Origin of the sequence: Levilactobacillus zymae, from assembly GCF_032190635.1 — a bacterium.
GTDB lineage: Bacteria > Bacillota > Bacilli > Lactobacillales > Lactobacillaceae > Levilactobacillus > Levilactobacillus zymae_A.
In genome coordinates this window covers 686,751-712,697 of the sequence record NZ_JAVLAS010000001.1, presented here as the reverse complement: position 1 = coordinate 712,697, position 25,947 = coordinate 686,751, and the positions used below count along the sequence as shown (strand labels likewise).

21 protein-coding genes are annotated in these 25,947 nt (G+C 50.4%); 9 read left to right on the top strand and 12 right to left on the bottom strand.

The window, feature by feature from the left end:
* Positions 1 to 72: 72 nt before the first annotated feature.
* Positions 73 to 3,003, bottom strand: a complete 2,931-nt coding sequence (locus tag RI501_RS03150) for a KxYKxGKxW signal peptide domain-containing protein (RefSeq protein ID WP_313820318.1) — start codon at positions 3,001 to 3,003, stop codon at positions 73 to 75.
* Positions 3,004 to 3,413: 410 nt separating this feature from the next.
* On the opposite strand from RI501_RS03150, the gene RI501_RS03145 reads away from it, so the two are divergent.
* The 4 genes from RI501_RS03145 to RI501_RS03130 all read left to right on the top strand — a co-directional run bounded on the left by RI501_RS03145 (position 3,414) and on the right by RI501_RS03130 (position 5,912).
* Entirely contained in the window at positions 3,414 to 3,677 is a 264-nt protein-coding gene (locus RI501_RS03145) for a hypothetical protein (RefSeq protein ID WP_313820317.1), read from the top strand.
* A gap of 102 nt (positions 3,678 to 3,779) precedes the next feature.
* The gene (locus RI501_RS03140) at positions 3,780 to 4,430 is read left to right on the top strand and encodes a TetR/AcrR family transcriptional regulator (protein ID WP_313820316.1); all 651 of its coding nucleotides are present in this window, start codon (positions 3,780 to 3,782) and stop codon (positions 4,428 to 4,430) included.
* A gap of 44 nt (positions 4,431 to 4,474) precedes the next feature.
* On the top strand, positions 4,475 to 4,843 hold the full coding sequence (locus RI501_RS03135; protein ID WP_313820315.1) for a winged helix-turn-helix transcriptional regulator: 369 nt from the start codon (positions 4,475 to 4,477) through the stop codon (positions 4,841 to 4,843).
* 112 nt (positions 4,844 to 4,955) lie between these two features.
* A complete protein-coding gene (locus RI501_RS03130) occupies positions 4,956 to 5,912 on the top strand; it encodes a Dyp-type peroxidase (protein ID WP_313820314.1) in 957 nt (318 codons plus the stop codon).
* Between the two features lie 83 nt (positions 5,913 to 5,995).
* Here the strand turns inward: RI501_RS03130 and RI501_RS03125 are convergent, their stop codons facing one another.
* Together RI501_RS03125 and RI501_RS03120 are read right to left on the bottom strand one after the other, a co-directional pair.
* Positions 5,996 to 6,337, bottom strand: a complete 342-nt coding sequence (locus RI501_RS03125; protein ID WP_313820313.1) for a hypothetical protein — start codon at positions 6,335 to 6,337, stop codon at positions 5,996 to 5,998.
* A gap of 166 nt (positions 6,338 to 6,503) precedes the next feature.
* Positions 6,504 to 7,526 (bottom strand): DUF5776 domain-containing protein, encoded by a 1,023-nt coding sequence (locus RI501_RS03120; protein WP_313820312.1) that lies wholly within the window; start codon positions 7,524 to 7,526, stop codon positions 6,504 to 6,506.
* Positions 7,527 to 7,668: 142 nt separating this feature from the next.
* On the opposite strand from RI501_RS03120, the gene RI501_RS03115 reads away from it, so the two are divergent.
* Positions 7,669 to 9,297: a hypothetical protein gene (locus RI501_RS03115; protein WP_313820311.1), complete on the top strand. Its 1,629-nt coding sequence runs from the start codon at positions 7,669 to 7,671 to the stop codon at positions 9,295 to 9,297.
* A gap of 230 nt (positions 9,298 to 9,527) precedes the next feature.
* Here RI501_RS03115 and RI501_RS03110 read toward each other — a convergent pair whose 3' ends face one another.
* The 3 genes from RI501_RS03110 to RI501_RS03100 form a co-directional block, all read right to left on the bottom strand.
* Positions 9,528 to 12,317 (bottom strand): KxYKxGKxW signal peptide domain-containing protein, encoded by a 2,790-nt coding sequence (locus RI501_RS03110; RefSeq protein WP_313820310.1) that lies wholly within the window; start codon positions 12,315 to 12,317, stop codon positions 9,528 to 9,530.
* Between the two features lie 183 nt (positions 12,318 to 12,500).
* Positions 12,501 to 12,944 carry an Rrf2 family transcriptional regulator gene (locus RI501_RS03105; protein ID WP_313820309.1) on the bottom strand — a complete coding sequence of 148 codons (444 nt, stop codon included), beginning with the start codon at positions 12,942 to 12,944 and terminating at the stop codon, positions 12,501 to 12,503.
* 15 nt (positions 12,945 to 12,959) lie between these two features.
* A complete protein-coding gene (locus tag RI501_RS03100) occupies positions 12,960 to 13,823 on the bottom strand; it encodes an SDR family oxidoreductase (RefSeq protein ID WP_313820308.1) in 864 nt (287 codons plus the stop codon).
* Positions 13,824 to 14,059: 236 nt separating this feature from the next.
* Between RI501_RS03100 and RI501_RS03095 the strand changes: the two genes are divergently transcribed.
* Positions 14,060 to 14,803 (top strand): SDR family oxidoreductase, encoded by a 744-nt coding sequence (locus RI501_RS03095; RefSeq protein WP_313820307.1) that lies wholly within the window; start codon positions 14,060 to 14,062, stop codon positions 14,801 to 14,803.
* A gap of 239 nt (positions 14,804 to 15,042) precedes the next feature.
* On the opposite strand, the gene RI501_RS03090 is transcribed toward RI501_RS03095, so the two are convergent.
* On the bottom strand, positions 15,043 to 17,091 hold the full coding sequence (locus tag RI501_RS03090) for a collagen-binding domain-containing protein (RefSeq protein WP_313820306.1): 2,049 nt from the start codon (positions 17,089 to 17,091) through the stop codon (positions 15,043 to 15,045).
* 174 nt (positions 17,092 to 17,265) lie between these two features.
* Between RI501_RS03090 and RI501_RS03085 the strand changes: the two genes are divergently transcribed.
* Positions 17,266 to 18,195 carry an IS30-like element ISLpl1 family transposase gene (locus RI501_RS03085; RefSeq protein WP_313819825.1) on the top strand — a complete coding sequence of 310 codons (930 nt, stop codon included), beginning with the start codon at positions 17,266 to 17,268 and terminating at the stop codon, positions 18,193 to 18,195.
* A 244-nt stretch (positions 18,196 to 18,439) separates the two neighbouring features.
* On the opposite strand, the gene RI501_RS03080 is transcribed toward RI501_RS03085, so the two are convergent.
* Complete coding sequence (locus tag RI501_RS03080) at positions 18,440 to 20,455, bottom strand: MucBP domain-containing protein (RefSeq protein WP_313820305.1); 2,016 nt, start codon at positions 20,453 to 20,455, stop codon at positions 18,440 to 18,442.
* A 504-nt stretch (positions 20,456 to 20,959) separates the two neighbouring features.
* Here RI501_RS03080 and RI501_RS03075 point away from each other — a divergent pair.
* The gene (locus RI501_RS03075; RefSeq protein WP_313820304.1) at positions 20,960 to 21,733 is read left to right on the top strand and encodes a C40 family peptidase; all 774 of its coding nucleotides are present in this window, start codon (positions 20,960 to 20,962) and stop codon (positions 21,731 to 21,733) included.
* Positions 21,734 to 21,787: 54 nt separating this feature from the next.
* On the opposite strand, the gene RI501_RS03070 is transcribed toward RI501_RS03075, so the two are convergent.
* Together RI501_RS03070 and RI501_RS03065 are read right to left on the bottom strand one after the other, a co-directional pair.
* Complete coding sequence (locus RI501_RS03070) at positions 21,788 to 22,216, bottom strand: Spx/MgsR family RNA polymerase-binding regulatory protein (RefSeq protein WP_057733755.1); 429 nt, start codon at positions 22,214 to 22,216, stop codon at positions 21,788 to 21,790.
* A 498-nt stretch (positions 22,217 to 22,714) separates the two neighbouring features.
* Entirely contained in the window at positions 22,715 to 22,870 is a 156-nt protein-coding gene (locus tag RI501_RS03065; protein WP_313823122.1) for a helix-turn-helix domain-containing protein, read from the bottom strand.
* Positions 22,871 to 22,994: 124 nt separating this feature from the next.
* On the opposite strand from RI501_RS03065, the gene RI501_RS03060 reads away from it, so the two are divergent.
* Entirely contained in the window at positions 22,995 to 24,164 is a 1,170-nt protein-coding gene (locus RI501_RS03060) for an IS256 family transposase (protein ID WP_313819991.1), read from the top strand.
* Between the two features lie 14 nt (positions 24,165 to 24,178).
* Here RI501_RS03060 and RI501_RS03055 read toward each other — a convergent pair whose 3' ends face one another.
* Both RI501_RS03055 and RI501_RS03050 read right to left on the bottom strand, forming a co-directional pair.
* Entirely contained in the window at positions 24,179 to 25,054 is an 876-nt protein-coding gene (locus tag RI501_RS03055; protein WP_313820303.1) for an AraC family transcriptional regulator ligand-binding domain-containing protein, read from the bottom strand.
* Between the two features lie 11 nt (positions 25,055 to 25,065).
* On the bottom strand, positions 25,066 to 25,848 hold the full coding sequence (locus RI501_RS03050) for an SDR family NAD(P)-dependent oxidoreductase (RefSeq protein ID WP_313820302.1): 783 nt from the start codon (positions 25,846 to 25,848) through the stop codon (positions 25,066 to 25,068).
* Positions 25,849 to 25,947: the final 99 nt, after the last annotated feature.

The window sequence follows — 25,947 nt, the reverse complement described above, 5'->3', positions numbered from 1 at the left end:
AAGATGGGTTTGTGGTAAACACCATTTTAAAGGAAGCTGATCTTTTTTGTCCGAACAGCGTTCGGATTAATTTTACAATCTACCGTAACTACTGTTGGCAAGCTGAGGACCAATCGTCTTTAAGACTTCCTGGGCCCCCGCGGCGGTTAGGTGGTACGTGTATTGCCCCACGTGGCTTCCTTGATCATCCGTGGTTAACCACCCCTGCTTGATGGGCAGCCGTTGAATCGTCGTCCCATCCGACCAGGTCAACGTCAACGCGGTATCTTGAAGCTGCGTCCGGGCCTTGTTGCCATTAAAGGTTCCGTACTGGTCCCCTAGAGTCGAAAGGGTCACCGTCTTGGCTTGATGATACGTAAACGTCACCGTTGTCGGTGCTTGACCAGCTAAATGAAGTTTTTGGGTTCGCACTACCGCTACCCATCCGGGAATCTCCGGCGCCTTTAAGCTGACGTCTTGGTTAGCCAACGTATGGACAATCTGCCCCGATTGCTGGGCCAATTGGGTTTCCTTAAATTTGGGATCCTCTGACGTCAGTACCAACTTAATGGGGGCCAGCATGGACTGGTAGCCTTTGCTAAAGATCTGCCCCGGCTTAGCATCCGTCGCCTGCACACCCCCAAAGTTGCGGTACTGCTCGGCCGTGCCATCTTGCTGCCAAGACCAATGATTTGCAGTTTCTCCCGCTTGCCGCAGTTCCGTGACTAGTCCCGTTTGCGGATCATAGTTGTGTGTCGCCCAGTCTTTCCCAGCACTTAACGCTTTGTTTGCCGCCGCCAGCTCTGTTTGGTAACAATCTTGATACCGACTTTCAAGCCATAACTTTAACTGGGCATCGTGCATGTAAGCTGGCGTCTCCCGAAAATCAATTATTTCCTGATACTGAGTCGTATACCCCGTATCTAGAGTTTGGGGATCAAGGGACGAGACATACCCGGAGCCCTGCTGTTGCAAGACTTGCTGATCAGCTAGCTGCATGGCGCGATAAGGGACGTTTAAGTTCTGTAGCAACTCATAAATATTTTGGTAATTAGTCGTGGTAAATTGGCTACCATCCGCCGGATTCGTAAAGTTGTACTGCGCCGCTTGTTGATCAGTAATCGTTAAATTAGGATTTTTCTTATAGTCCGTCAGGGCAGCATGGGCAGCCCGATACTCATTTTCGTAAATGGCGGTAATGACTGTCCGTACGCCCTCACTCGACTGGCGGATGTACGGCTTGGCGGGCGCAAACGGATGGCTTACGTTGTCGTGCAGAATCTGATCAGTTTCATCAGCTGATAAAACTGGTTTTTCCGAGTTAATCCCCTGGATGATTGCTTCCAGACTCTTTCGCGGTTGTTCCTTCAAGGCATCCGCCTCCGCCTGGCAAATGACCGGCACGATTACCTTCCGGTACCAGGCATACCCCGCTGCTTGGGCCACCAGGGATAACGGTGTGGTCTTGCTAGCATCGTCTAAAATCGCCTGCGGTTGTGTTTCCGAATATCCCTTAACCTTGAGGCCTTTACTGCCATAGAATGCTTCACTTGCCGTTGGCCGGACGTTGCGGTAAACCTCTGACAAGACACGGTTAGCCCCAATCGTCCAATTTCGCTCGATGGCGTCTTGAACATTGGTCCGGATGGCCTCATACACGTGCTGAATAATGGAGGTGCCTAAAACATCGTATAACCCGATCCCCTTAAGCATGTTTGCAATATTTCCATTTAACTTCACCGCTTCCGTTAACTCGGCTGGGGCATAGTCGTCATCCGCAATGCTTCCCCCAATCGACCGAATATCCGATAGCGCCTGGTGAGCGACTCCGTTAATAATTACCGGCGCCACAATCGACGTATAAAAATTAATCGCACCAACTGCAGCATTCACGCTGGCATTGGCCACGTTACCTGGCTCGCCACGGTACGCCAAAACCTTGTCGGCGTAGTCCACCTTCGAGAAAATTCCGTTCAGCCACTTCCAAGTGGTATGTCCCGTGGCATCGAGAATGCCGGTGAATTCCGCTCCTGATAATTGTGATCCATCATAATTACCATAGTTGATCAGCCCGTCGGCCACGCTCGAGTCCTTCGAGTGGGCCTTCGCCTTAATTCCCGCTACCCAGTCACTCATCCCCTTAGCAAAGGCGCGCAGGTAATCGGCATAGCCTAAATTATAATCATGATAAGGATTGCCCTGTCCCGGCTGAATGAGTTCACCGTTATACCAAACCGGCGTACCACACTGGTCGTCATACTGAAAATTTTGTTTACGGTAGAACAACTCCATCAAATTCGCCATGATTTGAATATTTTTCGTAATCTTGGCTGAGACATCGGGAACCGACGGATCCGTGATGATGTGCAGAAAGCCCGTCACCCCCGTCGACGTGAAATTTTTTACAATTTTATCGATTTGATTTTTAGCATCCGTCTGCCCTTTAGCATACGAGGTTTGATTAACCACCGCATGGGGATCCGGACCATTGGTTTCAAACTGAAACGCATAGGTTTGGGCCTGGTGGGGTACCGTCGCAGCCGCCGCGGCAAATTTCGCAACCGTCACAGACTGCGGCGCCGACGCGACTCCCGACGGCGTTTCCACCGTTACCGATGTAGTGGCTGTGGCTCCCGTTGAATCCGCTCTAGAGGGGCTAGCCTCGGCCACATGACTGGTTACCGAACTGGTCGTTTCATTGTGACTACCAGTCTGGCTAGTCTCGTCTGTGCTGGTACTCATCGTTGATTGACTCTGGTCCGAAGTACTGACACTCTGCGACGTCGCTGGAATCACCATCGATGTCTGCGTGGCCGTCACGTCATCTTCCGGCACTTGCTGACCGATACCATGCGCTAACGTTTGCGCCTTCGCCGTTTCCGTGAGCGCACTGCCCCCTAGCAGCCCACTCAGGATTGAAATCCCCGCTATCAGCCATTGCCTTCCTGCTTTATACATCCTAAAATGCGTTTTACAATTGCTCTGAAAGAGCGCCGATTGTTTCCGTGGATTTAATCCTTTCATGTGAGTCTCCCCTTTTTTAACCACCTTACTAGTGTTGATCATACCATGATCCACCCTAAATAACTGGTTTCACCTTGTATAATTAGTTCTATAAACGCTGATATAACAACATTTATAATTAAAGATCCTATGCATATTCTGCATGTACGTTGCAATATAAAATATATAATGGACAAAATAATTCTATAAATATTACACGTGAACGCATTTTTAACCGAATTTCTCACAACTTCTAAAATTTCAACGAGCGTCTTAACTAAATCACTCACCCCCCGTCTCTCTCGGTAAACCTAAATTTTCGCTCAACTATTTTCCAAATTTCCCTTGTCTTTTCCGAATTTGGTGTTAATATGAAGTTGTTCTTAAGGGCGAGTGATTACTCGCTCGACAAAACGAAGGGAGATTTTATGATGTTTACGACTAGTTTTTGGATTCTTGCCATTTGGTTGATTGTTAACGGGATTTGGACTTGCTTGGCGACGCATAATCAATCTCTCATGAAGTGGTTCGCCTGGATCAACGTCATCGCCATCGTCTGGGCCTTCTACGGTGCCACCAGTGTTGCCGCACTGTCTGGTTGGTTTACAACGGTCAACTGGGTCAACGTCATCCTCGCGATTTGCCAGTCCTACTTGGGTTATCGTAAGAATGGTCACATCGCTCAGCAACACTAGCCCCATCCCCTCATGCTAAAACGGGTAACGCCTGACAAGACGTTACCCGTTTTGCTTATTTTCAGCTAGAATGGACCTAAGACCTAGTTAGGAGCGATTTCCATGCCCAATAAAAAAATCCTTGCTGAGTTTCCCGCGGCGGTTAACGCCACCAAGGACCTCACCCAAAAACAAAAAGACGTCTTAATCACCAGTATCCAGCTCTTCGCCAAACAGGGGTACGCCAACACCAGTACGCACCAAATTGCCGTGGCGGCCCATCAATCCGAAGGGACCATGTTCAAACACTTTAAGTCCAAGGCCAATATTCTGCGCATCGCGTTGGACCCCATCATTCACCAAATCATTCCCGATATCTTGGACGAATTAAAACAAGAAACCCTACAACAGCCCATGACCAACCTACACGACTTTCTGGAATTTTTCGTGCGTAACCGGATGGCCTTTGCCGCCGAAAATCAAGACGCCATCAAGGTCTTTCTGAGCGAACTTCTTTATAATGAAGACCTGCGCGTCGAATTTATCGCCAACGCCCCCGCCAGCTTCGTCAACACCTTTAAAACGGTGATTGCCGATTTCCAACGCCGCGGCTTAATGGTCAACTGGCCCTTCCCCATCGTTTTTCGTCACATCATGTCCGTGTTGGGCGGCTACGTGATCGACCGTTACATTCTCTTTCCCGACCGCGACTGGGACGACGACCAGCAGGCCCACTATCTGGTGTTGGCCCTCGAAAGGGTCCTCAGCGCCTAGGCCCGTGCTATACTAAGACTTAACGCTTACAAGGAGGGGTTACCATGCCCGCAAAAACCTATCATATTGGCGTTGAAGCCACCATCGATGTTATCGGTGGTAAGTGGAAAACCGTAATCTTATGTCATTTACGTCACCAAACCATGCGCACCGGCGAACTGTCCCGGGCGATTCCCCAGATTTCTCAGAAGATGCTGACTCAGCAACTCCGTGAACTGGAACACGACGGCATCATCACCCGTCAGGTCTTCAAACAGGTCCCTCCCAAGGTGGAATACGCCCTGTCCCCTTACGGCGAAACGCTGGTGCAAATCTTACATGAGCTTTGCTTATGGGGTGAGGACAATGTCGAACGCCGCCAAGCGCACGGCGAAGATGTCGAGATTTTAGACCACGAAAATGTGCCGAATTAATTAATTGTTTATCAAATGATTAATTAATTACGGCCGCCCACACCTTATCTGTTGACTATCCTTCAGCGCTTTTGTACGCTGAAGCTAATTAAGCAAACTGGAGGGATTTAACATGTCAATCGATCCACGCCGCGCCCAAGATGTCTGGGAAGATGCCGGGGAACACGTTCAATTCACCGTTTTAAAGTTTAATCGTCAAGATCCACAACACGAACGCGAAGTCTTCCAAGAGTTCGCCGACCGCTCACAAGCCATTGTTCGGTCGTTGAAGATTCGGGATGCTAAGCCGGAGACCGGCTCACAGCTCAAAGTTGCTATCGGAATCAGCAACGCTGCTTGGGACTATCTGTTCCCAGACGCCCCCAAGCCAGCCGAACTGGAAACCTTCACCACCTTGAAAGGACCGAAGTACGAGATGCCCGCTTCCGAAGGCGACCTGTTCTTGCACATCCGGGCTAGTGACAACGCCGTGGTCTACGAAGCGCAGACCCAATTCCGGCGCGTATTGGAAGACGTGACCACCGTGGTCGACGAAACCCAGGGCTTCCGTTACTTTGAAGGCCGGGCCATCATCGGCTTCATCGACGGGACCGAAGCGCCAGCCATCGAAGACGCCGCGGACTACGCGTTAGTCGGCGACGAAGACCCGACTTTTGAAAACGGGTCCTACGCCTTCGCGCAGAAGTGGCAACACGACATGCCCGTCTGGAATCACCTCAAGACCGAAGAACAAGAAAAAGCCGTGGGACGAGAAAAGTTCAGCGATTACGAACTCGACGACGCCGATAAATTCAAAAACGCCCATAACGTGGCGTCTAAGTTTACCGAAAACGGTGTCGAACAAAAAATCGTACGGATGAACGTTCCTTACTCCAACCCGGCTGGCGGAAACACCGGAACCTACTTCATCGGTTACGCCCGGCACTGGAAGGTCACCAAGGGAATGCTGACCAACATGGTCGAAAAGGGGGACTACCTGTTGTCCTTCTCCAAGCTGTTATCCGGCCAAGCCTTCTTCGTCCCATCTCGCGACTTACTTGCCAAGATGGCCGAAGACGAATTCCATTAATTAACCGTAAAGCGCAAACAGCGTTCGCTGCCCCAATCGGCAACGAACGCTGTTTTAGATTATAATTTATTAGTTTATTGAGCTTACGAAAGGGAACTACGGTTAACCCGCACTCTGGTCCGCTTGATCGTCGCGTTGGTCCGGACCGCCGCCTTGACTCGCTTAGTCCGACTCGCCGCGACCAAGGTGGCTTCGGCGGGAATGGTCCCCTTCGGCTGCATGGCCGCCACTTCCTGGCAATCGATTGACCGGGTGATCTCCCCCTTAAGAGCATCACCATTGGGTGCTTCCGAACCGGTCGACCCCCAGTTCAGTAAGCTGTCCAGTACGGAAAGCGTTGCGGCGGCCCACTTGGGTCCCAATTTATGGGTTTGTGGCTGATTGCAACGCAAGACACTTTGTTGTTTAGGAGTTAATCCACTCATTGTTACCGCCTCCATCGATTGACCTTAACCAGTTTTCACCCTTAGTCTAGCACACCTAATATCACTAAAATTATATTTACCAACATTATTTCCCCACCAAAATTGCCCTTATGGCTATAAAAATGGTCACTCAGTTTACGCCGAGTGGCCATTTTTTATCAGGTGATTACAATAGGCGTTCTCCCGCCAAAAGATGCTGCGTTGTAGCGCTGACGTAACGTTGGTTAGCCGTCACGTAACCGCCAGAAATTCGGTAACGGAGTGTGCCATGATCACTATAGTTCCACCCCAAAACTCGCACGGTTTGGTGGCCAACATAGTGCTGGCCGGCCCGGGCGTGGAAGTTTACGTCCCGATACAGGTTTGCGCCGTACCTAACGGTGATGCGTCGTGGATATTTCAATCGGCCGGCATAAACCAATTGCTTATTGGCCGTCACGTAGCGACCGTTAGTTAACTGATAACGGGTAGTCAGGTGATGCTTGACGACCCGTTGAACCTTCAGCTGTTGCCCCTGGCGATAGTGCGTGACCTTTCCTTTCAGTTTAGCCGTCCGGTAACTATCGATTCCCTGCGGATTTAACACCGTAATCAGTTGGGGGCGCTGAACATGGTAGGTTCGTTTAACAAATGCTCGTCGTGCCGTCACGTAACCGGTCGTTCCGTACGTCTTCGAGTGGTGGTTCACGTCCTTGACCCGGTAGCGGAGAACACCATGTTTAGACGTGGTCACCCCGATGACGACAAACTGGGGTTGCCGCGACCGTGGCTGCTTCGCGTACCATCTGATCCGATTGCCCTTAGTAAAGGTCGGTTTACGATACAGGCCAATCTTCTTATCACTATTCACACTGAATCGCTTGAAACGAGTTGGCCGCGCTAGCGCACTACCTTCTTTCAAAGAAGCGGTCGGCGCCCCAATTGGCCGAGTGACCTGATTTTGACTCTGACTCGTTGCCGTCGAAAACTGAGCTTCACTCTGCGCAATTGACTGACTCAGCTCTAGAGAAATTGCCACGCTGCGGCTTCGTGATTGCGACTGACTCTGTTGCCGTGATAGGCTCTGACTCGCCACCACTGCAGCACTCGCGCTTAAACTTTGCGACGTGGACACTACTTGTGAAGAGCTAATTGATGCGGAAAGACTGGCTGCGCTGGCCTTACTCTGAGCAATCGATTCGGATTGCAACGACCTACTCTCCATCGAGGCCAAGCTGCGTGACGTCGACTCCGATTGCGAGACCAGACTCTGCGATTTTAGACTTTCCGCTAATGATTTCGACCGGGAGGCACTTTCGGATAATGACTCCGATTCCGAAACACTAGTCGACGTGCTTAGCGACTGCGATGTCGAGAGACTTTCTGACTTCGCACTTTCCGACATTGATTCCGACTGTGACACACTTTCAGATAGTGATTTTTCCACTGATTTGAATTGCGAAACGCTAGTCGATGCACTTAACGATTGCGACTCTGAGAGACTTTCAGACTTTGCAACACTTTCGGATAACGACTCCGATTCTGAAACACTGGTCGATGTGCTTACCGACTGCGATGTCGAAAGACTTTCAGACATTGATTCCGATTGCGAAACGCTAGTTGACGTGCTTAATGACTGTGACGTTGAGAGACTTTGCGACCTTGCACTTTCAGATAACGACTCCGATTCTGAAGCACTAGCTGACGCACTTAGTGACTGCGATGTCGAGAGACTTTGTGACTTCAAACTTGCCGACAACGATTCTGATTGCGAAACGCTGGTCGATGTACTTAACGACTGTGACTCCGAGAGACTTTGCGACTTTGCACTTTCGGATAACGATTCCAATTCTGAAACACTAGCTGACGCACTTAGTGACTGCGATGTCGAGAGACTTTGTGACTTCAAACTTGCCGACAACGATTCTGATTGCGAAACGCTGGTCGATGTACTTAGCGACTGTGACTCCGAGAGACTTTGCGACTTTGCACTTTCGGATAACGATTCCGATTCTGAAACACTGGTCGATGTGCTTACCGACTGCGATGTCGAAAGACTTTCTGACTTCGCACTTTCCGATATTGATTCTGATTGTGAAACACTAGTTGACGTACTTAGCGACTGTGACTCCGAGAGACTTTGCGACTTCAAACTTGCCGACAACGATTCTGACTGCGAAACACTAGTCGATGTGCTTAGCGACTGCGACGTTGAGAGACTTTGCGACTTTACACTTTCAGATAACGATTCCGATTCTGAAACACTGGTCGATGTGCTTACCGACTGCGACTCTGAGAGGCTTTGTGACTTCAAACTTGCCGACAACGATTCTGATTGCGAAACACTAGTCGATGTGCTTAGCGACTGCGATGTCGAGAGGCTTTCAGATAGCGATTTTTTCACTGATTCTGACCGTGAAACACTTTCGGATAACGACTCTGATTCTGACTGTGATGCACTTTCGGATAACGACTCTGATTCTGACTGTGATGCACTTTCGGATAATGATTTTTCTGTTGATTCTGATTGCGAAACACTAGTCGATGTACTTAACGATTGCGACTCCGAGAGACTTTCCGATTCCGAAACGCTGGTTGATTCACTCAGTGATTGCGATTTCGCACTTTCAGATAACGATTTTTCTGCCGATTCCGACTGCGAAACACTAGTCGATGTACTTTGTGAAACTGAAAGGCTTTGCGATAAAGATTTGCTTTTAGACGTTGATGCCTCTTGTGACCTCAGCGTTGACGCGGCACTTGCACTGGCCTCCGCCAATGAAACCGAGGCACCAGCGCTAGCTAACGAGGCCTCACGGGCCGACAAACTGGCAGCACTCGCCGACGCCTCACGAGCTAAGCTCAACACAGAATTTGACTGCTGTTGTTCGCTGACCACAGACAGCGAGGCCAGCGAAATTGACGTGACCGATGCCGCCACCGAAACCTCACTCAAACTAGGGCCTGTCTTAAAAGACTAATTTTGAGTATTCAGCGCCTCCGGGCCAGTCAGAAACGGGCTGGAACGGGGTGGGCACGGCTTCAAGCCCATAGCCCAGGTCTTGAAGACCGACCTTTGTCTAGGCCGGCAAAGGACACCGGCCAACACAAATTTCACCCCTGAGCCCACTTCTGACTGGCCCTCCAGCTTATACGAGTTATAACAATAAATAAACTGGATTCTTTTCAGTAAAGGGTAATGGATGATCACTTAAATCGGTGATCGAGTTTTAAGACAGACCCTAGTCAAAGATGTTGAATACTGCGACTGGGCCGTAACGACACTCTGTTGTTGCTCAGCCAGGCTATCTAGGGCTTCAGATTGGGCCCGATCCGGTTCACTCAATGATGTCAACGACTCTTGTAAGGATTGTACCGCCTGACTGGTCTTCGTCAGACTGGCTACGGCGGTCGAAATAGCGGATGCCGCCGTTAACGCACTCGTTGATTGTTGTCCCAAGCTTTCCAAGGACTTGGCATTTGACTGCGACTGCTCCGCCAACTTGGTCGACTGACTATTGGCCATAGATGTTCGTTGACTTACCCGCGTCGACTCCGAGACCATTGCTTGACTGCGCTTAAGACTCTCCGACCGAATCGCCGTCGAATCTTCCGTGACAGACCATTGGCTTTGATCTTGGCTAATCCGTTGTGCCAAGCTGACTTCGGATGCGGAAACACTGGCATCCCCCTGACTAGTCTCGCTAATGGTTTTCGCCACACTAGCAGCCGTTTTCGCGGTTACCGAGGCGACCTGGTTGACCGACGCCACGCTATCCTCGTTAGCACTAACGGAAGCCTGGCTAGCCGCCCACTGACTGGCCGAGAGTGACTGCTCGCGCTGCAACGCCGACGCGCTCGCTGTACTTGCACTGGTTTCAGCTGCAATCACGGAAGTCACCGCGTTAGTCAAGGACGCTTTGCGGGTTGCCAAACTAGCGGTTCGGCTGGCGACCTCGTCAGCTAATTGCTGAACTGATTGTGAGGCCCGTTGCTGACTCACTAATGACAGGGACACCACCGACAATGATTCCGCTGCGGCCGCTAAGGATTGCGCACTCAGGCTCATCAAGCCTGACTGGTACGCAGAAGTGGTACTGGTTAGACTGGCAGTAAAAGTTGTCGACCCATCGATTAAGCTAATCAATGAACGCGACGGGTTATCCGCTAACGTTCCCATGGTCGAGGCCAGACTGACCAGGCTCGCCGAGGCCGTCGACAATTCGTTGGCAATCGACTGTGAGGCAAGGCCAAATATGGAAACGGACAGTGAGGCTCCCGAAGCCACACTCGCTAGCTGAGTCGATTGAGCGGCCAAACTACTCGTTTGATTGGCGTAGACGGTTGACGTGGACGCCACCTGTGAGGCCAACTGCCCCGACGTCCGCTCCGCAACAATTTCTGAAATCGACGCCGACTTTACCGATAAACTTTGATCCCCACTAGCTGAGGCCAGTGATTGCGAATCTAGGGTGACGGACCATTGACTTTGGTCTCGGCTCACCCGTTGACTCAAGCTTCCTTCGGCCGTACTCAACGAAGCGGCTTCACGACCGGCTTCCTGGCGATCGGCTTGTACACTGGTTAACTGTTCAGCCGCGGTAGAAGCCCCCTGGTTCGCCGATACCACGCGAAGGCTCAACGAAGCAGCGCTATCTGCCGCCAACAGATCACTCATACTAGCCTCACTGGCCGAAACCATGGACAGCTGCCGGGTGACCTGACGTGAATCACCGGATAAACTAGCTTCAAACGTGGAGACGGCGGCTTCACGGCTCCCCTCCGATTGCGACCAAGCACTGAGACTGACCAACGAGACGGACGTGGCGACCGACCCTAACGCCGTGGACACTGACGCAGCCGCCGCGACAATCGCCGAATAGCGGCTTTCGTTAGCCGCCGCCGTTTGCGCAACGGACGTTCTAACGGCGGCGTTGACCGTTGCAGCACTGCCAATCGCCGATACCCGTGACGCTAATTCGGCCGAATCATCGTATAATTCGCTATCCGCAAACGACTGATTAAAAACCGACGCTAGGTTATCATACATGCTTTTAACCGAAGCCATCGAGTCTTCAAATTCAGAATCCACGATACTGGTCCGATCGACAATTTCCTGGGAGGCCGATGCGTAAGCGAGATTCTGACTATTAATCGACGCCGACGCATCCGCAATGGTACTCATCGACGCTACTTCCACCGTCGACAATGAGCCACTCACAGAGCCAACCAAACTTTCCTGCTGGCTAAACGACGCCGTACTCATTGACGCCTGCGAAACGGAATCGTCGGCCGCACTGGCCGCCCGCTTTGACGCCGCCTGCGCGCTTAATTCCGCTAATGATTCCGATTTAGAGGTAGACTGGTCGACCAGCTGTTGGCGCTCGACGGACTCACTCAGCGATTGGGAAATAGCGCTCGACGCATCACTCAGGCTGCTTTCCGCTTCAGACACCGCCGACACCTGCTGGTCGGTCACCGAAGTGTTCGCTTGTAAACTATCCACCGACGCCGAAATTTCTTGCAAACTGAGTGAGTGCTGGGCCGCTGTCGTGGACGCTTTGGCAGTCGAATAGACCTGATATTCGCTGGTATCAGCTGCTTGACGTTGGCTGACACTCGCGGCTGTTTGTGAATCGTTGACCGCACTATCCCGATCCGCCAAGGACCGCCGTGCCGTACTCCCCGAAGCGACCGATCCCTGGGAGATAGCCGTTGAGACCGAGGCCGACTCACTGGTAGATGCCGTAGATTCCGACGTTGCGGGAATGGTCCCCTTAGCCTGTGTGGCCGCAACCTCATTAGTATCAACTTCCTGCGCGACCCCCACATTACTGTTGGCTGCAGCCGTTATCGTGGTGGTCAACCCAATTCCCAGCAACCCCCCGATTGCTGAAATGGCTGCGGTCACCCACTTTGTACCTGCCTTATAGAGTTTAAAATGTGTCTTCTGGTTGCTGCGACGCAACTCAGACTGGCGTTTCGGCGTCAATCCTTTCATCCTCATCCACCCCTGTCCTGATATCCTCAAGAACTAATCCTATTCACAATTCAGTTTAGCACATAGTATGTTTATAAAATTGTTTTTTTATAGATTAATTTCTCACCAAAACAATTCTTATGGACATAAAAATGGCCACCCCGTTCACGCCGCGGTGGCCACTTTCTGTAACAAATTTTCAAATTAACGCTCCGCCGCTTCCCGTTGCCGCTGACGGGCCCAAATCTGTGTAATCAAGGTCGCCAAAGTAATCTGGGCCATCTGAGCTTCCGCCGCTTGCTGGACCTCTTGATAAGCCTCACGCAGGGTTTCCTGGATGTTTCCACCCACGATGCATTGGGGATTGGTCTTATCATCGACGTGCAACAAATTACCGTCATCCGCCACCGCCCGGTAAACGTCTAGCAGCGTGATCTCACTTGGTGTGCGGGTCAACCGCGGCTGAGCAGCGCCCTGTTGCGTCGTCAACAGCTTGGCTCGACGCAAAGCCACCATCAACCGGCGGACCAGTGCCGGATTGGATTCCACACTAGCCGCAATCGCCGTGCTAGCAAGATTCTGATCATGATAAATGTCGATGTAGGCCAAAATATGCACCGCATCACTTAACTTATGCGAATACCGCATGGTTGCTCACCTCCACTAAGCCTGCGTGCGCAATGCCGCTGTCAAGAAGTCAGGCAGACTTTGCGCGGGACGCCCCATAATCCGCCGGTAGTCGTCGGTTACCGTCGCCAAGAGTCCGCGGGCCCCACCCGCGTACATCGACGCCAGCATATGCCCCTCATTGCCTTGATTATAGAGTTCAGCGAACTGCCGCAACGTCACCGGGGCGTACCCGATAGTATGCCCACTAACCGTGCTCAGGACTTCCGCCAGCGCCGGCATGGTGTAGGACCGTTCCTGGGTCAGCGTGTAAGTGGTTTGCCGCCAGAGTGCTGGCGTCACCGCTACCTTGGCGAACGCCGCAGCACTCTCTTCCAGGCTGATAAAGCTTAATGACGCATCCCCCATGGGGTAGATGACGTTGTGTCGGTCGATCAATTCGGGAAGGTAGGGCACCAGCGGATCGGCGTACAGGGCGTTGCGTAAAATCGTATACGATAAGTTCGTCTGGGCCAACCGTCGCGGAACGTAACCGTAAAAGGCGGATAGCGCAAACGGGTTATCGGCTTGATCGGCAATAAAGCCCATCACGATCAAGTGTCCCACGTGGGCCCCTTCCACGGCGCTTAAGACGTGTTCGAACTCAGTCACCCGACTAAAACTATCGTGACTCTTGCTAGGAATATAGATCGCCACGTCGGCATCTTGAAGGACTGCTTGAACGGTGGTTGGTTGGCGGTAGTCCAAGGCCTTCACCGTCATCCCCTGGGCCGCAAAACTAGCCGCCTTCGCCGGGGTGTGTACGCCTAACCTGATTGTCTGTGGATCTACTAATTTGGCCAACTGTCGGACCACCGCTTGGCCCAAGTGCCCCGTCGCTCCGGTAATTACGTAACGCATGGCAAAACTTCCTTTCCAGTTACCTGTTGTTACTTGTATTGTTACACCTAGTCTTGAAATTGTCAATCTTCTTGTGTGTAAGCCACGAATACCATTGATGTTTTTTAAGATTAACCATCGATTAGTGCAACTATGAGCATTTTTAATAATCCTCTTAGCCCCGTTTAACAGTGTGCTTAGCGCATTCTTAGGCCACTATGGTTTAATGAAAGTAATTAATCAAAGGAGTGTTTTCTATGGGTCAACAACTAGCAGACCAAGTCATGTTAATTACGGGAGCTGGATCAGCAATAGGACGGCAAACGGCCGCACTGTTTGCCCGAGAAGGCGCTAAGATCATCGCTGTCGACTTACCGGGAAGCGCCCTCACCACCACGGTCACCCAGCTGACGCAGGCTGGCCTCGAAGCCATTGCGGTTCCGGCCGACGTGACGAACCCTACCGACGTTCAGACGTTACTCACGACCGCTACTCAGCACTTCGGCCGCTTGGATGGCTTAATCAACCACGCCGGTTCAATGAACCGGTTGATTGCCCCCGAGACCTTTGGCGATAAGCTTTGGGACCAGGTCACCACCATCAATACGGCCAGCGTGACCCTAGTCACCCGTGAAGCCTTACACGTCTTCACGCGCCAGCACCACGGTGTGATTGTCAACGTAGCCACGATCGGTGCCATCACGGGGGATCAGGCCGAAACCGCCTATGCGGCTTCCAAACGGGCCATCACGAATCTCACCAAAAATACGGCTTACATGTACGCCACTCATGGCATTCGCACCAACGCCATCACCCCGGGGAACATCCAAGCGGACGTGGTTGAACCGCTACGTGTCCGGCGTGCTCAAGAGGCTGGCGGTCTACAAGTGGCCACGAGAACTTACGATGAAATTGCCCAGACCGCACTGTTCCTCGCCTCGAACAAGGCCAGCTACGTCAACGGCGTCATCGTCTCCGTAGATAAGGGGTGGACGTTCTAACCACCTCATCAATTTTTAAAGGTTAGCCGCGGCTTCATCTAGTTTGCTCTGCGCTGGTACCGTCACCTGCGCCAAACGACAAGTTAGGTCATGGCACGCAAAAGTACCCATTATTCCAAATTCAGGAATAATGGGTACTTTTGACGTTAAGGCGCACAGCCTGCGCTCTTTGCTTCACGCTGTTTTAGCGTAACCGGTTAACTGTTCATGGAATATCAACTAGTCGTTCGGCGTGAACTCTAATCTTGACGCTTCCGCCGAAGTAGCCAACTGCCTAACAGACTGCCCGCTAAAGCTAAGCCTAAGAGTTGTGCCACGCTATGGTGCGCTTCACCGGTTTGTGGCAATCCCGTGCCCACACCGGTGCTCCGACCCATGGCCGTCAACAACTGTTGTTCCACCGCCTCTAACCGAGCCACTAAGGTCGTATCCCCGGTAGCCTTTGCTTTGGCGATCGCCGTTTCCAGCTTCGTCAGCGTCGCCTCTTGTTCGGCTTCGGTGACGTCCGCGGCAAACTCGTCTTCGAACTCGTCAACCACTTCATCGTCGGCATGATGGTGACCGTACGAGTTCTCCTCTTCGACGTCGGGTTCTTCAACTCCCGGTGTTTCGGGTTCAGGATTCTCCGTGCCCGGCGTCTCTGGTTCTGGTGTTTCGGGTTCAGGAACTTCCGGTTCTGGTTCTTCCGGCTTAGGTAATTCCACCCCAATTCCCGGTAAGGTCACGGCAATTTCAAATTCGTTTTCGTCGCCCCCGCCGTTCTCATCAACATCGGGTTTCTGGTTATCTTGTAGATCCCACCGGTGAGTTTCGGCGTTTACGATCACCTTATCGGCGATGATGTTCCCGTCCAGGTTCTGGTTTGCTTCCACCGTAGCGGATGGTGCCAAGACACTCCCCTGGAACGGCCGGTCTACGTGAATAGTTCCGGTGTATTGCTGATCTGCCGCCGAGCGGTCAATGAAGTTCCACAGCAAGTGGTTGTCCCCAAAGTCTTCGGTTTCTTGGTTATTCCGGTCGGTACCATCACTGTAAACAACCTTAATCTGCGAGTTAATGTGGTAGTCCGGGTCGCTACCGGTATCCACGTTAATAATAATCGTGTCCCCATCAGCATCTGGTGATAGCCCTTTAATGGTCAACGGCGTATCGCCTTGCAAAACGTCCGGCGACAGGTTGATGACGATCCGCCCGTTTTCGTCCGGTGTCATGTCCGTCACGTCAATCACCCGGTTATTCCGGTCCGGAAAATCAGCAGCCGTATAATCCTTAACACTGGTCATGGCCGCAAATTTGGCGTTCTTGGCCCGTAATTTTTCGAATTCCTGGTCGAAATCTATGTAGGTCTGGCCAACCTGATCCTGGTACACTTCGGCGGCTAGCAAGTGATCGATATAGGTCCCATTCACACTTGGTCGGTTAGGGTTACTGATGTCGATGTTGACCCCTTCACCAAAGACCACTTTGTTTTCCCGGGTCGATCCTGCGGAAACAAAGGAGCTGCTAGCAATATTGTTAAAGTTTTGAATGTAGGAAATATCTTTGTCCAAGAGTTCTTCAATGATATTCGTCCCGAAGTTAACGTTCCCGGTTAAGTTCTGAACGGCCACGTTCCCATTAGTGTGGGCGTTTAACTCCGCATCCCGCGCAAAGATATGAAAGGCCGATGACACCCCTAAGAGGTTGTCCTCCTCAATGGTCGGATAATCATCGTAGACGCTCCCCCCGGCTTGAATCCCACTGTCGGCTAATGGTTCGACGGCAGCGGCAGCTTTAGGCGTCTTGGCCGCCACCCGCTTCAAGGCCTGGGCAAACTGCAGTGCCTTTTGATGATTGGCTTTCAACTGTTGGGCCACTTTGGCAGTGTTATCTTTAGTGGTCGTCTGACTTGATTGACTAGTCGCCGTGGCGGTGCTGGTACTCGACGAACTCGTTGAATTCGATTCATCGGCGGCAGGGTCCGTTGCTGATGCCGAATAAGCCGAGATGCCTGACGTTCGTTGAGTGGTCGTGGTTGCGGCCCCGGACGTTTGGGTAGTGGACGAGTGATCCGTCGTGTCTTGACCCGCTGAACTCGACGATTGCGACGTGCTATCAGACTTAGTGTCCGCACTCGACGTCCCCGACTGATTCGTCACTACTGAGCTAGAGCTGTTGCTGACAGCGTTAGCGTTGTTGTCCGCGTGGGCAACGGTCGCGCTGCCCCCTAAAGCTAAAACGACCGCACAAGCGAAGACCCATTTCCGGCCATCTTTGTACATCTTAAAATGCGTTTGTTTAGTTTCCATACTAAGTTATCCCTACCTTCCTCAGATGATTCCTCCTTTATTTTGAGCCTAGTTCCGGCAACATTCAATATAAATGGTAGATTGTAAAATTAATCCGAACGCTGTTCGGACAAAAAAGATCAGCTTCCTTTAAAATGGTGTTTACCACAAACCCATCTTTTAGGAGCTGATCTTTTGTCTAGTATAACCTATTCCGAACGAATTAAAATCGAAACCTTTTGTGAACTAGGGCTGTCCAATATCCAAATGGGCGTTCGGCTGAACCGATCACCGTCAACAATTTCTTATGAATTATCTCGATGTCAACCTTATCAGGCTGAATTAGCACAAACAGATGCCGAATACAAGCGATCACGATGTGGTCGGAAAACTAAGCTGAGCGATGAGTTAAAGCAAAAAATTCTCAACCATTTACGTCTAAGCTGGTCACCAGGAATGATTGCTCACGAATTTAAACTAGCTACTAAATCTATTTATAATTGGCTAAATCAGGGGAGAATTGATTTCTCCTTGAATGATCTACCTGAACATGGCGTACGCCAACGGCGTAACGTTGACCAACGATCCAAATATAATCAATCTTTGGGGCGATCAATTGAACAGCGTCCCATGATGATTAATCAACGTAATCGCATCGGCGATTTTGAACTAGATACAGTCGTTGGTCCTCGTGGGCATAGTAAGGCAGTTTTATTAACTTTAATCGATCGAAAATCACGGTTCCTTTGGGCATACCGGTTAAAAGATCGAACGACAGCGAGTGTTAATGAAGCACTGACTAAGTTCCTAACAACTTTTAATGGACCGGTGCACAGTTTTACTGTGGACCGTGGTACTGAGTTTAGTGGGCTAGTATCATTTGAATCACAATATGGTATTAAGACCTATTACTGTCATGCTTATACGCCAGCTGAACGTGGTAGTAATGAACGCTTTAATCGGAATTTACGTTATTTTTATCCTAAGGGGACTCGTTTTGAGCACATTAGTGCTCAAGATTTAACGACGACGTTACTCCAAATTAACCAGCGACCGCTTAAAATACTCGACTGGCAAACACCGTATCAGGTTATGCTGACCAATTTGTCCAAAAATTCGGATTAAATTTGCAATCTACCAAATAATGAAATTATTTTAAATAAAAAATTATAACCAAATGATTAATTTGCACATAATATTGTTTTTGGAACCCGCCACCGTTAACTCGATCTGAACTAACGGGCATTTAGGTGCTCCCATTTCCATAGAAAAGCGAGCATTATTCCTAAAGCTGGAATAATGCTCGCTTTTAAGGTAAGTGGCAACCACTCGGTTAGATTCTACGGTTTAACGCCTCACGTTAAAAATTTTAGTCATCTTCATGTGACCGTCGCCGCCCCCACCAGCTTAACCCCAGCGTGGTCAGCAATGCGGCACCCAGCCACACGCCTAACCGACCGTGACGCTCATTTGTCTGGGGTAAGTCACCGGTCGCTGCCGGGGTTCCTTGGCTCGGAAAAACAGTTGGCGTGAGGTCTTCCGTCAACGTCTGGCTCGGCATTCCCGGCGTCTCACCGTTTAGGCCGCCTTCAAACGGACCGGCTGGCCCCAGGTTACCCGGCATTCCCGTAACGTCATCGTCCTGTTCACCGGTCACCACCGGAGCGGGCTCCGTCTCGGTCGTTGGCGCCGAACTGGTCCCCGTCTGGGGCTTGGACTGCGAACTGGAACTGGACTGCGCGGGTCCACTACTAGTTGAACTACTACTTGACGAACTGCTACTGGATGAACTGCTACTAGATGAGCTACTGCTGGAACTCGAGGACGCTCCCCCGGGGCCGGGTTGCTGGCCGGAATGGCTACCGTCGCCGGTGCCACCACCGGGCTCCCCAGCACCACCAGTGCCACCACCATTACCAGGATTGCCTTCACCGGTGCCACCATCACCTTCGATTAGCGAATAAATCTGGATCACAGTTTGCGCCTGATCGCTGAAGGTCCCCTTTTCCTCACCTTCGACCTTTGACCACACGTGCCCCGCAATCTTCAACCGTTCTGCTTCGTAGGGTTCCCCGACCTTTCCCGTCAGAACCACGTCCTCGCTCAGCTTTTCGCCCGTTCGGTCCTGATACTTGACCGTGACCGGCTGACCGGCCACCGGATCGGGTGTGTACACGTAGGTCACCGTCTGATCGGTATCTTTAAACGTCCCCTTGGCTGCGCCTTGGACCTCCTTAAACGTGTACCCGGGAATCGCTAATTGTTCCGTGGTGTACTCATCTCCGACCACCCCATCGAGGACCAGGTCATCGTGGAGTGACTTCCCGTTGACGTCCTGATACTTGACCGTCACGGACTTTGCCGCCGGAGCGATCTTGTACGGTTGAACCACCTTAAAGATCTGCTCCGCGTCTTGGCCAATTAGGTAAAATTTATCCGGTAGCGGGGACACGTTAACCTCCGGAAAGGACGTTGGCCCGGGTTCCTGGTCCACAATCTGATCGTAGGTCAAGCCTCCCTGGCCGTCCGGTTGACCGTTCCCGCCCCGAAAATACAGTGAGCGAAAGATTTCGCCACTGGGCGTCCAATCCGCTAACCGACCGAACCGCTCGGGGGCGGTTAGTTCAACCGGCTGGCTGTCCTTAAACTTTAAGGCCACTTTCAAATGGGCCCGCCGTGTCTCGGCGTTGACGTTAATCATGGGCCGTTCAATAAATTGGTTAATGTAGGTGAACTGCGTGTACTGCTGAATTGGCAGCATCGAAAAGTCTTCGATGTAGTTCCACCCTAACGACATGTGGACGACGTTCTTCAGTCCCGCCAATGGTGAAACATCCTTCAGCCGATTGTACTGTAGGTTCACGTCCTTCAGGCTCTGTAAATCCTTTAAAGGACTCACATCGACAATGTCGGCATTGAGCCGAATCGGGTTAGTATTGAGGTTTCCGCCCAGCGTGAGCCGTTCCATCTTCGTGGCGTACTGCAACCCCTCCAAGGAGTATTCGGTTTGCCCGTCGATATAGACGTGGTGGGTGTCGTGTAAACTTTCTAGTAGTTGCATATCGTCTTTAGTAATCTCAGCGACACTCGCCCAGTGCTTGTCTGGGTTATCTTTATTGAGGTCGTTTAACACGGCCTCCTGCAAGCGCTTGTTGGGCATCCAACTGTCGATGCTCTCATCGGCTTTCGAATGCGGTTTAGTGGAAGCGGTTACCTTTGTCGGTGTCTGACTCGTGGCCGAGCTGGCCGTGGCCTGATCCGTAGTTGTGGTGGGTGCGGCTAACGCGGCCACCGGACCACCAGTTAGACAGATTGCCGTTAGACTCATCACCGTCAGACTTTGGGACCACCAACGACCGGTTGCGCGTGGCATTGTACTTGTCATGAATAACTCCCCCTAGGAATTGTTGTGAGTAAATGGACGTGGTGGTCTCACCACATCCAGCGAATAATTCTTATAAAAGATAGCTAATACTCTAGCATTCCGTTCCCACGACCGTCTAGCGCTTCCCCGCAAAATTACCGAGTTATTCTGTATATTTTGTGGGCGTTATTCAGATTAAAATGGTAATTTTCCTAACCCACCACTTATCAAATCCATTTTTTCAATATGTATATTCAGCATAGTTTATGCAAAAAGGTCCCAATATGTAGTTAATTATGAAAACGATACCTTCGAAAACTGACCATCCCCGCAGCCGCCAAAAGATTGACCCTATCGTGATGAATTTCCCCTAGCTTAACGCCAACTTAAAATATGACATCTCTGCCCTAAAGCGTAATCGCAATGATATTTACCCGCAATTACTCTGTAAAGCCCAAGGACTATCTTAGGAAATGTACTCAAGCAACCGACTAAAACTTTACATACGAGGGATGGATAATTGCGATGAAAATCAAACAACTTAGCCTGACGGTCGCTGCCGCGGCAGCCTTCTTACCCGTCTGGGGACTGACCACAACCGCGTCCGCCAACACCACGAACACCATTAACAGCACCAGTAACATGTCCGATACACAATACGTGCGTAAAAGTGCGACCGGTTGGACTTACAACCTCGGGGGCACGGCCAGCAACATGACCTTTGGCAAGAAAACCCACTACCTAAAGAACTACCCCCACACCACGTGGCACGCCACCAAGAAGCGCTACATTACCAAGAAAAATGGCGTTAAGTATCTTTATTACTACGTCACGAATGGGCGCAAAACCGCGTCGGGGTGGATCTGGCACGGTTACTTACAAAAGAAGAGCTATCAACACACCAGTTCGAACACCACGACTAAGGGAACCGGGTCTTACGCATCCATTTTAAAGGTTGCCCAGGCCCAGCTAGGTAAGCCGTACGTCTACGGCGGTAACGGCCCAAGTTCCTTCGACTGCTCCGGCTTCACCAAGTACGTCTTTAACCACGCCATTGGCCAAACGTTACCCCGAACGGCGCAGGCCCAATACAACGCCTACGACCACGTCAGTGCTAGCAACGCCAAGGCTGGCGACCTGATCTTCTTTGGGACCAGCACCAGTAACATCACCCACTGCGGGATTTACCTGGGGAACCACAAGATGATTGACGCCCAACTTCGCGGTGTCGTCACCGAAGCCACCAACGTTTCCTGGTGGCACACCGTCGGCTACGCCCGTCCCGCCACGTTAAGCTAACCCGTTCCACAAAAAAAGCGGCTTACCATAAGGTAGCCGCTTTTTTGTTCTATTCTATGCTGGTGAGACGTTCAGGGACTTCTTGGTCCCGTTTAAAATCTTGAAGAAATTAGCCAATTCCTTCTTCCGGTAAGAGGCCGGCACAAACTCCCGAATGGTTTCCAGATCGAAACCGGTGGCTAACTTATTGCGGTCCACCACGATTGGGTTCTTTAAGATGCCCGGATTGGTCTGTAACAATTCAACCAATTCGTTCATCCCCATGTCTTGGACCGAATTAGGTAAGGCCTTATAGGCTTTGGAACGCGTCGAAATCAAGTCGTCCGTCCCGTCTTCAGTCAGTGATAACATGTATAGAATTTCATCCCGGGTTAAAGGTTGTTTTTTAATGTCCCGTGCCGTAAAGATGGCATCGTGATTTGCTAACCACTTCATTGCTTTGGTGACAGCGGTTGTTTTAGCGTGAAAGTACATTTTGATCATAGAATCGCCCTCCAATGATGTGCTTGTCGATGAGGTACTTGAGATTTAGCACTCTTTTGTTTGAGTGCTAATTTATGTTAATCATTGTACACCACAATCGGCGATGATGAAACCCATTAGTCTTAACTTACTGACCTTTTAACCTTTTCTCAATTTTTAATTGAAAAAAGCGGGTTTCTCAAGGCTATACCCCCACTTTAGCAGGCGAATCAGAGGACTTTTTGCCGGAAACGTGAAGTTTTCTTGAAGATACTCCTAAATTGAAAACCTTTTACCGGTAGTTTCTTAATTGTCTCCCGAAGTTGCCTAACATCGCTCTAGATGCTTACCCTTAGTCTACCGAACGGACAGCACCAAAAACTTGATTGATATCAAGTTTAGCGCTGATTTTCCGTTTAGGCTTAAACGCCACCCAGCACTTACAAATTGTTCTGATTGAGCGAATCCTAAGTTAGTGTCCCTAGCTGCCCGCTAACACTAGTCTCACATCACTTGCCTTCAGTTTGCTTTAAGCTGTTGCCGGTAGTCGCTAAGGCTGATTCCCGTCCAAAGCGTAAACGCCCGTAAGAACGAATTAACTTCCAAATAGCCTAAAAGATAGGCAATCTCATCAGCAGACAATGTCGTATTTTGAAGATAGCTTTTAGCCAACATTTCACGCACAGGGAGCGTAAAATATCTTGTGTAAACGCTGATTCATTTATGTAATAGAAAAGGGAACGTCTTCCCTGTATGATTAAAGGTACCTACACCACAATCACAAAGGAGACGTTCCCATATGAATGAGCTTAGCACAGAAATCATGTCAGCACTAGCGAAAAAGGAAGATGTTGGTGAAATTATTCGTCAGGCCGTTGAGCAAGCCGTTAATGGCTTGCTTAAAACTGAACTCACAGCCTTCCTAGGCTACCAGGCATACCAACGTCCAGATCAAGCTACTAATTACCGTAACGGTGTTTATGAACGCCAATTGACGACAAAATACGGTGAGATTACCGTTCAGGTCCCACGGGACCGAGCAGGTCAATTTGAGCAACAAACGATTGATCGTTATCAGCGACGGACTGACAGCCTGGAAGATATGGTCATTCATCTGTATCGTCGGGGAATTACGACGAAAGAAATTGCCGAACTGATGGAAAAGATGTACGGCAGCTATTACACCCCAGCCACCATGTCGAACATTACGCAGAATGTGGCCGAACAGGTCGAACGTTTCCATCAGCGAAAGTTAGCTGATAAGTACGCAGTCGTGTACGTCGATGCGACTTACGTGCATCTACGGCGGGATACGGTGGAGAACGAAGCGGTCTACATCATGATTGGCATTCGTCCCAATGGACGTAAGGAAGTTCTCAACTACACTATCGCACCAACCGAATCAAAGACTATCTGGGAGGAACAACTCCAAACAATCAAAGACCAAGGCGTCCAGCAAGTCCTTTTATTTGTGGCCGACGGTGTCATTGGCTTAACCGATGCAGTCACACAATACTTTCCCAAAGCAAAGCTCCAGCGTTGTCTCGTCCATGTAGCTCGTAACTTTACAGCCAAGGTTCGGGTCAGTGACCGTAAGCCGATCAATGATGCCTTTCGTGATGTTCGCCAATCAGCTACGGCAGTAGCTGCAAAACAAGCCTTAACGGTTTTTATCGATAAGTGGGGTAAAAAGTATCCTAGCCTTAAGAAGCTTGCGCAAGAGGAGAATTTATTTACCTATTACGCTTTCCCCAAGGCCGTTCGTCATAGTATTTACTCAACCAACCTAATCGAATCTTTTAACAAGGTCTTCAAATCCAATCTCAGGAAGAAGCAACAATTTCCAAACGAGGATTCTCTAGCAAGGTTTACCGTCACTCAGTGTTTAGATTATAACGACCGCAATACCAATCGGACGCATCGCGGTTTTGCCAGTTGCCGGGACACTTTCGACTCAATGTTTGAGTAAACTAACTTAGAAGACTAGTCATACAAAGACGAGTTTACACAAGATTCTTGACACACCCCACGCACACCATTAAGCTGTTTTTGAAAGCTAGTCGCTTCGTTTTTTAGTTTACGTTGTAACGTTCGTTTACTAACGTTCAATTTACCAGCAACGTCTTCAATGGTACTTTCGCCCGCCGGTAATAGGTCAACCAACGCACTCCGCACTTGGGCACTAAACGACTCATCCACTTCCAGTTCGGCTAAACGGCGCTTTAATTCGGGAGTTAGGTAGGACCGTAGCGCCGCGTTATCGGTTAAAAACGGGCGCTCAAGATCAGCCAATTTAAACGTGATGCTGTCGACCTCGCCCACCGTCGGGTTAACCTTCAGGGCCGCGCTAATTGGCTGGGCAATGTCCGGAAACGTCGTGGTGATTTTCAAGGGAACAACGTTTTCCTCAGTTGCCTTGGTGATCAAATTGATTAAAAAGAGTAGCTCACTAACCGTGTAAAATTTCGACGTAATTGACAATGCGTTCAACGATTTCAACGTCACCGTGACCGCTTCCCGTTCTGTCCTGATTTGATAGCCAATGGGACCAATCAAGGGTTTGTATTGCCCTAATCGCTCAATGAATTTCATCCCGTTCTCGCTACAATAAGCGGCTAAGATGGGGGCCGAAAAAGTCTCGATATCGTCGTACGTCGCCAGGGTTATCAGGGTTTGCGGATTGGGCGCCTGCTTGGCGATGGTATCCATTAAATGATAATACTCCTGCTCAGTCAATCTGATTTGTTCATGCGTAAAAAGATTCTCAGGCAGTTTCGCCGCCTTTAACACTTTCTCCACGTTAAACCCATACTGGGTTAATAACTGCCGGTATTGACCGTTGATAATAAACTTTTTCATGAAAACTCACCCTAATTTGAATTTGATTGTTGGTTGGCGACAAATCCCATAATTGCCTTCTTAGGCAGGATAGGCATTAACCCGACGAATGGGCGCTGCATTGCCGATAACCCCGCAAAGACGTTTAATTTGCCGGCCAACATTCCCTGGTACCCCGCTTGGGCAACGTCTGCCGGTAATGCGCCGTGGGCAAACATTTTAGTTTGGGTTAATCCCCCCGCCTTGGCAAAGCCCGTTTCAATGGCGCCCGGCATCAACGTGGTCACGGTCACCCCGGTATCCTTGACCTCATAAGCAATCGCATTGCTGAGCGATGTCACGTAAGCCTTAGTAGCGTAATACTCCGCCTGTAAGGGACCCGGAATCAAGGCGGCCGACGACGACACATTTAAGACCTTACCCGCCCCCCGTTTAACGAACTCCGGAATGAACAGCTTCATGAGTTTAGTAGGTACTAACATGTTGACTCGCATCATTGAAACGTCTTGCGCCATCGTGCGTTCGACAAACACGCCTTGCCCACCTAAGCCGGCATTATTCACCAGATAATCAATTTGAATGCCCTTAGCCGTCACGTGATCAAAAATTTGTTCGGCAGCCGTTTCCGTCGAAAAATCTACCACAATGGTTTCCACCCTTACAGCATAACGGTTTTCGACCATGGCCTTTAAGTTCGCTAGTTTCTGCGGATTGCGTCCCACGAGAACTAAGTCCTTACCAGCCGTCGCAAATTTTTTGACAAATTCACGGCCTAATCCACCAGTCGCCCCCGTAATCAAAGCTGTTTTTTTCATTTGAATTTCCTCCATAAATCGTTTGTGTTCTTAACTGATGGCTATACTATAATCCGCTGATTGGCTTGGCAGAACATCAATCCACGACAAGGATGCATC